Source organism: Bacillus sp. V3-13 (genome assembly GCF_002860165.1).
Taxonomy (GTDB): Bacteria; Bacillota; Bacilli; order Bacillales; family Cytobacillaceae; genus Bacillus_BJ.
Genome location: NZ_PGUZ01000033.1, coordinates 33,282 through 45,355, shown reverse-complemented (window position 1 = coordinate 45,355; position 12,074 = coordinate 33,282). Strand labels below are relative to the sequence as shown.

Below are 12,074 nucleotides of genomic sequence, written 5' to 3'. Positions count from 1 at the left end.
CCCGACTTTTATATTTCACATGCAAAGGTAACAATCGTTCCCCTTAGCCTTTGTGCTTCTTTATAGGTACAGCGGTTTTGGACAACTTCAAGTCCTGCTTCTTTGGCGACTTCAACAGCCTTAGGTGAAATAACACCTTCCTGGAGCCAGAAGACCTTCGGCTTAATTTTGCCTGCTTCCTCGGCAATTTCGACTGCCGCTTCAGGGCTGCGGAACACCTGGACGATATCGACCTTAAACGGAATCGACGTTAAATCCGGATAAGCTTTCTCGCCAAGCACTTCGGTTTCGCGAGGATTCACCGGAACGATCCGATAGCCAAGCCGTTGCATTTTTCTTGCCAGACGGTGGCTTGGGCGGCCCGGATTGCTGCTTAGTCCGACAACTGCCAATGTCTTCGCACGCTGCACTTCTTTGCCGTTCTCCGTTTCGCGAACGATTGGTGATTGAAGGGCCCAGCGAATCACACCTTCATCATTAACTGCGACATCGCCCTTTACTTCTCCTTTCGAAGAAAGCCCGGTCGCTTCAAAGAACGCCCGATCCAAATCGTTGGTTAAATCGCGAACCGATTCAATACCGATCGATAAGCGGATCAATTCCTCAGTAACCCCTGTTTTAATCAGATCCTCTGCACTCAGTTGCTGATGCGTAGTGGAGGCCGGATGGATAATCAGCGACTTGGCATCCCCGACATTGGCAACATGGGACCATAGTGCAACATGGTCGATGACCGTTTTCCCGGTGTCACGTCCACCCTTAATTCCAAAGTTGACGATCGAACCGAAGCCGCCTCCCAAGTATTTCTTGGCGAGCTCATGGGCTGGATGCTCTTCAAGTCCCGGATAGGATACCCACTCGACAGCAGGATGAGCTTTTAGGAACTCTGCAACCTTCAAGGCATTTTCATTATGTTTTTCAACGCGCAAATGAAGCGTTTCAAGTCCCTGCAGCAGTAAAAATGCACTGTGCGGGCTTAGAGACGAGCCGAAATCGCGCAGCAGCTGGACACGCAGCTTTGTGCTGAAAGCAAGCGTTCCAAAATCATTCGCATAGCGCAAGCCGTTATAGCTTGGATCTGGTTGTGTGAAACCAGGGAATTTCTCACTATTCCAATTAAAGCGTCCGCCATCAATGACGACACCGCCAATCGTAGTACCATGACCGCCAATCCATTTTGTTGCTGAATGAACAACGATATCGGCACCCCATTGAATCGGTTTACACAAATACGGGGAAGCAAAAGTGTTATCGATAATGAGTGGCACGCCATTTTCATGGGCAATTTCAGCAACCGCTTCAATATCAAAAACATGCAGGCTCGGGTTTCCGATAATCTCTCCATAAACGGCTTTCGTTTGAGGTGTAATGGCTTTCCTGAAATTTTCCGGGTCAGTTGGATCAACGAAATGGACTTTAATACCGTACTTTGGCAGGGTGACCGCGAATAAATTATATGTCCCCCCGTACAAGCTTGAGGCGGCAACAATTTCATCGCCGGCCTGGGCAATATTCATAATTGAAAGGGCGATTGCGGCCATCCCGGAGGATGTCGCAACAGCAGCAACCCCATCTTCAAGCAAGGCAAGCCGTTTTTCCAGAACATCAACGGTTGGATTTCCAATCCGCGAATAGATATTGCCAGGCTCATCAAGGGAGAATAGGCTCTGGGCATGCTCGGTATTATGAAACACATAAGAACTAGTTTGATAGATCGGAACGGCTCTCGATCCAGTGGTTGGGTCAGGCGACTGCCCACCGTGTAAAAGGATTGTTTCCAAATCGTAAGTATCATAAGACTGTGACATTTTATCTCCTCCCAAATCTGATTAATTTTATAAGAATAATAGGTTTAATGTTTAGCAAACTCCCGTGAGAGGAGCAACGTCCCCTGCATCTACTTGAAAATCAAATTGTTTATAAAACATAAAAGCCCCCTCTTCATAAGAAGAGGGGGCCCCTCCTCTTATCTTTCAAACAGCATCTGCTGTCTGCAGGAATTAGCACCTTTTCAAGCTTGGGGCTTGAAGGTTGCCGGACATCTTCGGGCCTGTTCCCTCCGTCACTCTGGATAAGAGATATTTTATTTGATTAAAACATTAAACTGTTAACTTTATAAAGGGATTATAGTAAAGATTATTTTTTTCGTCAATAAGAAATGACTAAAAATAAATATTTTTTTGTATTTTTTTAATTGAGCGCCTTTTTAATGGCATTCTCAAACTCCATTATTATGTCTTGATAATGCTCAATACCGACCGAAATCCGCACGACCTCGTTCGTGATGCCCAGTTCGGCACAAGTTTCCGGCGGAAGCGCACGATGGGATGTTTTGAGCGGATGTGAAACAGTCGTCTCTACACCGGCAAGTGTCGGCACAATTTTCACCCATGATAGCGACTGGAAAAACTTATTGACATCGACCCGTTCATCGAGTTCAATCGTTACCATTGCCCCAAAGCTTTCTGGATTAGCTTCAAATGGGTAATAAGTTTTTGCTACGAATTGATGATTCTGCATCGCTTCTGCAAGCCGTTTTGCATTTTCTGACTGCACCTTCATTCTGACAGCCAGTGTTTTCAGTCCCCTGCATGTCAGCCATGCTTCGAACGGACTGAGATTTGCGCCCAAATTGACAATTTTTGCCCTTGCCTTGCTGATTAATTGATCTCTGCCGACAAGCACGCCGGCGGTGATGTCGCTATGCCCGCCAATATACTTTGTCGCGCTGTGCACGACAAGATCGATTCCAAGCAAGTACGGCTTGCAATGATAAGGAGTGGCAAACGTATTATCGACAAGCGTAAAAAGGCGGTGCTTGTTGGCAAGCCCGACAATCGCATCAAGCTTTTCAACGCGCAAAAGCGGATTTGTAATCGACTCCGTATACAGAAGCACCGTATTCTCCTGTTTAGCTTCCTCAACGCCTTTAAGATCAGCAAAGGAAGTGAATGTGGTTTCAATTCCCAGCTCATGAAGTTCCTCTTTCAATAAGTGGTAGCTGCCCCCATATAAATCGTCCGTTGCAACAATATGATCCCCGCTTTTGGCGACGGAAAGAACGCCGGCAAGAATCGCCGATAAACCCGAAGAGGACGCCACGCCGGCGGGTGCTTCTTCCAGTGCCGCCACCGCTTCACCAAGCTCATCAGTATTCGGGTTCCCAACCCGGGAATACAGATAGTTTCCCTCACCTTGATAATATCCCTCAAGCTCTTCTAAATTATCAAACTTAAACGCTGATGTTTGATAGATTGGTGTTACTTTGCTTTTAATTTCTCTCTTTTGTTTTTTCCGGCTGTGCAGCACTTCTGTTTCGAACTTCTTTCCCAAAGCTTTCACACCTTCTTGTTGTATATGTCAAATTCATTATTCCGCCCAAAACCTTTTGGCGAAAATATAAAAACCCCTTCAGATAAAGAAGAGGTTTAACATGCAATCCTCCTCTTATCTTCCAGATCTTATATCTGCAGGATTTAGCACCTTGCAAGTTTCCTTGCAGGTTGCCGGGCTTCACAGGGCCTGTCCCTCCGCCGCTCTGGATAAGAGTAAGTATTTATTTTTTTCTGTGATAGCTGGAGTATATCAACAACGATTCAATCCGTCAATGACCTTGTTAGTTTTTCTAACATCAGTTTCTAATGGTAGAACATTTCTGTTCCAGTGTTATAGAACCCGCAATGAAAACGGCTCTTCTGCCAAGATTTTTAAATCAGTGTTCCAAATCAAGAATTGCGGTTTCTATTTTGTTTATCAATGATTTCACCTTTAAAGAACACTTTTTCAGTGATCGAAATGTCCAATTCACGTGCGAATTTCTTCAGATCCCGCTCTTCTCTGTCTGTGACAATGGCGAGCACCATGCCGCTTGCACCAAATCTTCCGGTTCTGCCTGAGCGGTGGACGTACTGGTTAAGATCCTTCGGAAAATCGTAGTGAATAACATGGGTAATTCCTTGAATATCGAGACCCCTTGCAGCAATATCGGTGGCCAGCAGCAAATTGCTCTTTCCCGTCCTGAAGTTTCTTATCGCAGCCTGCCTGTCCATTTTACCTAAATCACTGTGAAGTACTTCAGCATTTACCTTTTTAAATTTCAGCTTTTCTGCGAGGACATTCAAATTCCCGATATCCCGAACAAATACTAATCCTTTCAACCCGGAAACCCTTGAAAGCTTTTCGATAAAATTAATTTTATCCCGCTGTTCCGCTATAACATAAGCATGCTCCACCTTCGAAGCATCGATTGTTTCATCCTTTGTAATGCGAATAATTTCCGGCTCTCTGGCTATTTCTCTGGCAATTTCCTCTGTTCGCTTCGTTAAAGTTGCTGAAAACAGGAGAATTTGCCGATCAGCAAGCGTGGACTTTATAATCTGCCGGACGGTATTTTCATGCTCAGGCACAAAAAGCTGGTCAGCCTCATCAAGTACAACTGTTTTCACCTCGTGCATCTTCATTTTTTTCTGCTTGATTAATTCAAGCGTCCGCCCGGGCGTTCCAACAATAATATGCGGGCTTTTCTTTAGCTTCTCAAGCTGTCTTTTCGTATTGGCTCCGCCGATAAACGATGCGGCGCGGATCCCGCTTCCTTCCGCCCACTTCTGGATTTCCGTCAATATTTGCATGACAAGCTCCTGGGAAGAAGCTAAAATCACCGCTTGAATATTCCGTTTCTCAACCTCAATTTTTTGCAGGACAGGCAGCAAATAACCGAGCGTTTTTCCCGTTCCTGTCGGGGACTCGGCGATCAAGTCTTTTCCTTCGAGCGCGATTGGTATGCTCTTTTCCTGGATCATGGTCGGGTTTTCAAAACCCGATTTGTCCCAAACCTCCCTAATAAACGGGGAAAGATTTTCGATTAATGGCTTTGGCATAGTTGTCTCCTTTATTTTAAAACCTAATTTATTATTAGATATGCTTGCACATCGTCTTCTGAAAGTATACTTCAAGCAAAGCAACATTTCTATACTGCCACCATCCACTAGCTGGTATTTTCTTAAAGGATCGTGATGTTCCTTCCCGTACCAACTCGGGTATAGAAACAATGATACTTTTTAGAAGGAGGCCTGCCGGTATGATTACGGAATTATTAAAAAGACTGCTTGGTTAAACATGGGAGACTGTCGTTTTTTTAACTTAAATAAACGAAAACACTGTGATTCATTCCACAGTGTTTTGTTTATTAGTCCAAACTAAACGTATATTTCGTCACAGATTTATATTTTTCCCCTTTTTCCAAAACACTTGAGGGGAAATGCGGCTGATGGACGGAGTCCGGCAGACCTTGTGTTTCCAGGCATAAGCCGAGATATTTCCTCGACTTCACACCCCTGATTGAAAAATCATCTCCAAGCTGGGTTCCTGTATAGAGAACAACTGCCGGCTCGTCCGTTTCAATTGTCAACACCCGGCCGCTTTCAGGATCGCGCAAGATGATTTCTTTATTGTTATTTTCCGCCAGCAAAAATGGATGGTCATAGCCTTTACCCGCCAAAATATTTTGCGGATGTTCCGAGGAAACGCCATCGTTAATTTTTCTGCCTGATTGAAAATCAAACGGCGTATTGTCTACAGGCAGTACTTGCCCCGTCGGGATTAAATCTTCAGCCAGTTCAATAAATTGGCTGCTCTTCAATGTCAAAACATGATCTAAAATATCTCTTTTTATATTTCCGCTTAAGTTAAAGTAGGAATGATTGGTTACATTCAAAACCGTCCGCTGATCACTGACGCCCTCATATGAGATCGTGAATGCATTATCGTTATTCAGCGTATATGTCACCTTCATCTGCAGGTTGCCCGGATAGCCCTCTTCTCCATCTTTGCTGAAATAGGAAAACTCGATGCTGGCCGAATCCCCGCTTTCCCTTGTCTCAGCATTCCAGAACACTTTGTCGAAGCCCTTCAATCCTCCGTGAAGATGGTTTCCGTTATTATTTTTGGCCAATCTGCAGGTTTGGTTATTTAAATTAAATTCAGCGTTTTTGATCCTCCCGGCAAACCGTCCGATCACTGCCCCGAAATATGGCGAATGTTCCAGATAGTCCTGTAAAGAATCAAAGCCAAGCACGACATTTTCGAGGACGCCATTCCGGTCCGGCGCGATTATTTTAGAGATAATGCAGCCGTAGTCAATGCTTGTTACTTCCATTCCTTGTTCATTGACGATTGTAAAGGCCGTAACTGGTTGTCCATCATGTTCTCCGAAGTTCTCCTTAAAAATCTTCATTCGCATACCTTCCCATCTTTAAAGTGAATCCACAAAGCGGCGGAAAGCAGCTTGGCCAGCTTCATTTCGCTTGTAAACCCCCGCGTCCTCCAGAACTTTTAAAAACTTTAATGCAACTTCTTTTCTGACAATCTCCTGCACCGATTTTGCCGAAATTTCCGTACTGCGGCGAGCCTTTATTTCCTCAGCCCAGGAAAGATGGTATTCTTCAATTTGATGCGGCTCTTCCAGAAGAAACTTTTCAACTTCGGCCAATTCAGTTTTCAGGCGGGCTGGCAATACCGCAAGCCCCATTACCTCGATTAAACCGATGTTCTCCTTCTTTATATGATGAACATCTGCATGCGGATGGAAAATACCCATCGGATGCTCTTCACTGGTTCGATTGTTTCGCAAAACGAGATCGACTTCAAATTCCCCGTTTCGCATCCGGACGATCGGCGTGATGGTATTATGCCGGGTTTCGCCTGAGTACGCGAAAATATCCGCTTCCGGGTCGCTATAATTCTTCCATTTTTCCAAAATGTAATCAGAGGCAGCAACAAGCTTTTCCTTATCCAACCCTCTTAAGCGGATGACAGACATTGGCCATTTAATCGTACACGCTTTTATCGATGGAAAACTGTCGAGAGTGAACGAATATTCGTCTCCAGCCTTGGCCATCGCGAAATGATGGTTTCCACCCTGGTAGTGGTCATGAACCAGGATTGAACCGCCAACGATTGGCAAATCGGCATTCGAGCCGATAAAATAGTGCGGGAATTTCTCGACAAACTCGAGAAGCCGCTCAAAAGCGCCGCGGTTAATCACCATATCGCGGTGTTCACCAGCCAGCAGGATACAATGTTCATTGTAATAGACATATGGGGAATATTGCAGGAACCATGGCTCCCCGCTGAGGTCCATGCGGATCATGCGGTGATTTGAACGGGCAGGGTGCCCGATTCTCCCTGCATACCCCTCATTTTCCACACAAAGCAAACATTTCGGATAGTTTATCGAAGTATCTTTCTTCTCCCGTTCTTTCGCAATTTGTCTCGGATCCTTTTCAGGCTTTGACAGGTTGATCGTGATCTCCAATTCGCCATACTCTGTGCTGGCTTTATAGTTAATATTTTTGCTGATGCGCTTTGTTTGAATATAATTGCTGTTCCTGCTCAAATCATAAAAATATGAGGTAGCACTCTCAGGTTCTTCCTTATATTTCTCGTAAAATATTCTATTAATATCCGATGGTCTTGGCATAAATACATTCATGATTTTACTTGATAAAATTTCCCGCTCATCAAGCAAATCTTCAATGAGACCATTTTCCACTGCATAATCTGTCAATTCGTCCAGCAAATCCGGGATGTCCTTGTCGGTTTCAGAAGTTTCTTCACATCGGAAATCATTTAGGGCCAAAAGAGGCATGATTTGATTCCGTGCATAAACTCCATCTTCACCGCTTATCAATTCTATGGAGATAGCTTTGTGAAGAAGCTCCTGCAAGACAGAATAGATATCCACCGTCTTCCCCTCCTAATCGTTATAACCATTCGGATGTTGTTGATGCCAATTCCAGGCATCCTTGATGATCTGGTGGATCGATGTATGCATCGGGTTCCAATCGAGAACACGCTTTGCTTTCTCTGAAGAAGCGATAAGTGTACTTGGATCACCCGGTCTTCGCTCGACTATTTTGGCGGGAATCGCATGCCCGGTGACTTCACGTGCTGCTTCGATAATCTCCTTCACCGAAAATCCGCGGCTGCTGCCGAGATTGAAGATATTGCTTTCTCCTCCGTTTTGCAAGTAACGGAGTGCCAAAACGTGGGCAGCAATTAAATCTTCAACATGAATATAGTCACGGATACATGTCCCATCCTCTGTATCGTAGTCGTCCCCAAAAATGGAGATGTATTCCCGCTGTCCTAAAGCCACCTGCAAAACAACCGGAATGAGATGGGTTTCCGGATCATGATCCTCACCGATTTCCCCGTTGGGATTCGCCCCGGCAACGTTGAAATAGCGTAGCGACACGTACTTCACTCCGTATGCTGCGTCGCACCATTTCATCATTTTCTCCATCGTTAATTTAGTCTCACCGTAAGCGTTTGTCGGCAACGTTGGCATGTCTTCGGTAATCGGCATCACGTCTTGTTCGCCATATGTAGCAGCTGTCGAAGAAAAAACAATGTTTTTCACACCAAACTCAACCATTACATCGAGCAGCACTTGTGTACCATATACATTGTTATCAAAGTATTGGAGCGGTTTTTGCATCGATTCACCAACAAGAGAATTTGCTGCAAAATGCAGGACTCCGTCAATCTGTTCATCAGCAAATACTTTTCGCAAAAATTCTTTTTCACGAATGTCACCTTGATAAAATTTTGCCTTCGGATGTACGGCCTGCCGATGTCCCGTCTGTAAATTGTCAACAACCACTACGTCATAGTTTTGATTGACCAGCTGATAAACCGCATGTGAGCCAATATAGCCGGCCCCGCCAAGCACTAAAATACTCATAACAGTACCTCCATTGTCGTTTCTTTTGCACCATCACCGATACTTGCCACATAAAAGGTGGCGTTATAGCCAATTTTCTCTTTATATTCAGAGCCAACTTTTGAAATGAACTCATCTACCCGTTCATTTTCCACAACAGCAATGGCACAGCCGCCAAAGCCGGCCCCTGTCATTCTCGCACCAATCGTCCCTTCCTGCTTCCATGCAGCTTCTACTAATGTATCAAGTTCTGTGCCGGTTACTTCATAATCATCCCTGAGCGAACGATGGGAGGCATTCATCAGCCGTCCAAACTCGTCCAGATCGCTGGCTTTGAGGGCCTTCAATGCCTTTAGTGTCCGCTGGTTCTCGGATACAGCATGCCTTGCCCGCCGCTCCAGGACTTCATCGGTGATTAAATGTTTAATAGCTTCGAACTCTTCTTCTGTTAACTCGCCCAGCGAGTCAATAGGCGCAGCTTTCTGCAGTTGTTCAAGGGCTTCCTCGCATTCGCTTCGCCGCTCATTATACTTTGAGTCAGCAAGCTCTCTTCGCTTATTTGTGTTCATAATAATGATTTTATGATTTGCCAGGTTGAAAGGAGCGTATTCATACTTCAATGTGTTGCAATCTAGTAAAATACCGCAGTTTTCCTTGCCCATCCCGACCGCAAATTGGTCCATAATTCCACTATTTACACCGATAAATTCATTTTCTACTTTTTTTCCAAGCTTAACAAGGTCCAATCGCTCCACTTTTAAATTGAACATTTCATTAACGGCTACACCAATAAGCATCTCAATTGATGCAGAAGAGGAAAGGCCCGCTCCATTCGGAATGTTCCCATATATCAGCATCTCCAGCCCTGATGATAACTCCGAGCCGGCTTCCTGCAAATAGCGGATCATTCCTTTTGGATAGTTGGCCCAGCTATGTTCCGTGTCGTAGTTCAAATCATCAAGCGTGAATTCAATGATGCCGGTATCTTCAAAATTCATTGAATACAAGCGGATTCGCCGGTCATTTCTTTTTCTGGCTATCCCATATGTCCCGAACGTGATTGCACAAGGAAAAACATGTCCCCCATTGTAGTCGGTATGCTCGCCTATCAAATTAATTCGGCCAGGTGCAAAGAAAATGCGTATATCGTTCTGGCCTTGTGAAAAAATTTCTTGAAACTTCCTTACCATCACTTGAATATCCATAGGACCTCTTCCCCTCAGGTAATTTGGAATATGAGAATGAATATCAGATGAACCACTATCCGATTCATTCGCGGGTAAGCAGTCCCTCTTCCTATTCAGCAAATCCAGGAGATTTTTTAAATTGTTCCCGGGTGCCACATATCGTTAATTTTCTTAATTTCCTCCAGGCTGCACTTTGGCTTCCGGTCATATGTTAATATGCCGTTTATTTCTTGTTCCACATCCGTTAACTGTGTATAGCAGTAGCCGTACAATACCTGTGAATGATAAACTGCTTCCATGATGCGCTTATAATCAAAGAGGAAGTCTTCAACACTGGCGACTGAAGTATAGCCCCAGCCTGCTTCATCACCGACCTTAAAACCAATTCCGCCAAATTCCGTTAACAGGATCGGTGCTCCTTCATGCTCAAATCCGTTGGCATAAATGCTCCTTCTTGCGGGCATCGACGCCAATACTAATTCTCTTGTTGATAAATCTTCTTTGAATTTTTTATATTTTTCCATTTCATCCTTATTACCGTGGTTATAGTTATGGATAGCACAAATATCTGTTTTTGTTAGCTCCCAGCCATCATTGGAGATGACCAGGCGAGTAGGATCAATGGAATGAATGAGATGGTACATCGCTAATGAATGGTGCTGCTGTTGTGCATTGTCACGCACATTCGGTATGCCCCAGCTTTCATTGAGCGGCACCCAGGCAACAAGCGAAGGATGGTTGTAGTCACGCTCAATAATTTCAATCCACTCCCGGGTTAATCTTGCTGCGGCATTTTCATTGTAAGAAGGCGCGGCGGCACATTCTCCCCATACCAGATAGCCGAGCTGATCGGCCCAGTAGAGGAAGCGCGGGTCTTCCACCTTTTGATGTTTACGGCACCCATTGAAGCCCATTTCTTTTGACAGCTCGATATCCTTCTTCAAATCTTCATCCGTTGGTGCTGTAAGGAGACCTTCCGGCCAATAGCCCTGGTCCAATACCAGCTTTTGATAGTAAGGTCTGTTGTTTAAGTAGACCATGCCATTTTCGGTATGAATTTTTCTCATTCCGAAGTATGTGTCTATTTCATCAAGTGTTGTTTCATTCTCTTTTAATAAAACTTTAACATCAAAAAGGTTCGGATTCTCCGGAGTCCAGTTCCAGCCATCGTGATGGAAGCCGGTTCGGAAGATTTTAAGATTGTATAGATTAAAGGAGCGCTTGTTATTTTTTTCATTGAGGATGATCGTATCCTTTACTATCTGTTCTCCCTTGAAGCGAATATCAAACTGAACTTCCTTATCGGTTAAGTCCCCGGACACTTCAAACTCAACTTTTATTTCTCCATGATCTACATCAGGTGTAAACTTCAGTTTTGAGATATGGCTCGGATTAACAGCTTCCAACCATACCGTTTGCCATATCCCTGTTGTCCGTGTATACCAAATTCCATCAGACTCTTCAAGCCAATATTGCTTTCCACGTGGAATCGTTTCGTCAGTTGATGGGTCTTCTACTTTGACGACAACCGTTTCATTACCCCCATTTAAAGAGTCGGTGATATCAAAGGAGAACGAAGTATGTCCGCCTTCATGGAATCCAACAAATTGTTCATTTACGTATACCCAAGCGCGGTAATCAACTGCCCCGAAGTGCAGAATTACACGTTGGCCGTGCCAGTCTCCAGGAATCTGAAATTCTCGTTTATACCAAACGACATCATGAAAAGCCGGGTCATCAATTCCGCTTAACTTGGTTTGGTACGCAAAAGGAACATTGATTTTTTTATTGAACGCACTGCTCGTTTGTTTGAACCACTTTTGCTCCGTCCCAACGTTGTCATCGTCAAATACAAATTCCCAAACCCCGTTTAAGTTTTGCCAATTTTTGCGAACAAGCTGCGGCCTTGGATACTCTTGGCGGTAGCTCATAATCATCTCTCCCCGGTCAGTAAAATTTATCTTTAATATGTATTGGAATTACCAAAATCAATAAATAAGCCTTCGCAAATCAGCTCAAACTGAAAGCGCTTTACTATCATTGTATATAAAGGGTAAAATAAGGTCAATATTTTTTAGTAAAATTTTAACTAAAAAATTTAACTAATATAGTTGTAGAGTAACAAGCAGAAGCATTTGTTACGAGCTAGCTTTTTATTTGATGCA

8 protein-coding genes and 2 riboswitches are annotated in these 12,074 nt (G+C 44.2%); all 8 genes read right to left on the bottom strand.

From position 1 onward, the window contains the following. Window positions 1-8 precede the first annotated feature (8 nt). The 8 genes from CU633_RS13265 to CU633_RS13230 all read right to left on the bottom strand — a co-directional run bounded on the left by CU633_RS13265 (window position 9) and on the right by CU633_RS13230 (window position 11,840). Complete coding sequence (locus CU633_RS13265; RefSeq protein WP_101661077.1) at window positions 9-1,808, bottom strand: PLP-dependent aspartate aminotransferase family protein; 1,800 nt, start codon at window positions 1,806-1,808, stop codon at window positions 9-11. A gap of 155 nt (window positions 1,809-1,963) precedes the next feature. Beyond that, a riboswitch (SAM riboswitch) is annotated at window positions 1,964-2,078 on the bottom strand. Window positions 2,079-2,190: 112 nt separating this feature from the next. Continuing rightward, the gene (locus CU633_RS13260; protein WP_101661076.1) at window positions 2,191-3,333 is read right to left on the bottom strand and encodes a trans-sulfuration enzyme family protein; all 1,143 of its coding nucleotides are present in this window, start codon (window positions 3,331-3,333) and stop codon (window positions 2,191-2,193) included. 111 nt (window positions 3,334-3,444) lie between these two features. Next, window positions 3,445-3,549: riboswitch (SAM riboswitch) on the bottom strand. Between the two features lie 176 nt (window positions 3,550-3,725). Beyond that, window positions 3,726-4,877 (bottom strand): DEAD/DEAH box helicase, encoded by a 1,152-nt coding sequence (locus CU633_RS13255; protein ID WP_101661075.1) that lies wholly within the window; start codon window positions 4,875-4,877, stop codon window positions 3,726-3,728. A gap of 308 nt (window positions 4,878-5,185) precedes the next feature. Next, window positions 5,186-6,232 (bottom strand): aldose epimerase family protein, encoded by a 1,047-nt coding sequence (locus CU633_RS13250; RefSeq protein WP_101661074.1) that lies wholly within the window; start codon window positions 6,230-6,232, stop codon window positions 5,186-5,188. Window positions 6,233-6,250: 18 nt separating this feature from the next. After that, on the bottom strand, window positions 6,251-7,741 hold the full coding sequence (gene galT / locus CU633_RS13245; RefSeq protein ID WP_101661073.1) for a UDP-glucose--hexose-1-phosphate uridylyltransferase: 1,491 nt from the start codon (window positions 7,739-7,741) through the stop codon (window positions 6,251-6,253). A gap of 12 nt (window positions 7,742-7,753) precedes the next feature. Continuing rightward, window positions 7,754-8,743, bottom strand: a complete 990-nt coding sequence (galE, locus tag CU633_RS13240) for a UDP-glucose 4-epimerase GalE (protein WP_101661072.1) — start codon at window positions 8,741-8,743, stop codon at window positions 7,754-7,756. Then, on the bottom strand, window positions 8,740-9,927 hold the full coding sequence (locus CU633_RS13235; protein WP_101661071.1) for a galactokinase: 1,188 nt from the start codon (window positions 9,925-9,927) through the stop codon (window positions 8,740-8,742). The genes galE and CU633_RS13235 overlap by 4 nt, the downstream gene beginning before the upstream one ends. A gap of 116 nt (window positions 9,928-10,043) precedes the next feature. After that, the gene (locus CU633_RS13230) at window positions 10,044-11,840 is read right to left on the bottom strand and encodes a glycoside hydrolase family 2 protein (RefSeq protein WP_101661070.1); all 1,797 of its coding nucleotides are present in this window, start codon (window positions 11,838-11,840) and stop codon (window positions 10,044-10,046) included. Window positions 11,841-12,074: the final 234 nt, after the last annotated feature.

Bases quoted from the DNA above. Each gene is read 5' to 3' on its own strand.
- CU633_RS13255 (WP_101661075.1), bottom strand. From the start codon at position 4,877: ATGCCAAAGCCATTAATCGAAAATCTTTCCCCGTTTATTAGGGAGGTT.
- CU633_RS13250 (WP_101661074.1), bottom strand. From the start codon at position 6,232: ATGAAGATTTTTAAGGAGAACTTCGGAGAACATGATGGACAACCAGTT.
- CU633_RS13235 (WP_101661071.1), bottom strand. From the start codon at position 9,927: ATGGATATTCAAGTGATGGTAAGGAAGTTTCAAGAAATTTTTTCACAA.
- CU633_RS13265 (WP_101661077.1), bottom strand. From the start codon at position 1,808: ATGTCACAGTCTTATGATACTTACGATTTGGAAACAATCCTTTTACAC.
- CU633_RS13230 (WP_101661070.1), bottom strand. From the start codon at position 11,840: ATGAGCTACCGCCAAGAGTATCCAAGGCCGCAGCTTGTTCGCAAAAAT.
- galE (WP_101661072.1), bottom strand. From the start codon at position 8,743: ATGAGTATTTTAGTGCTTGGCGGGGCCGGCTATATTGGCTCACATGCG.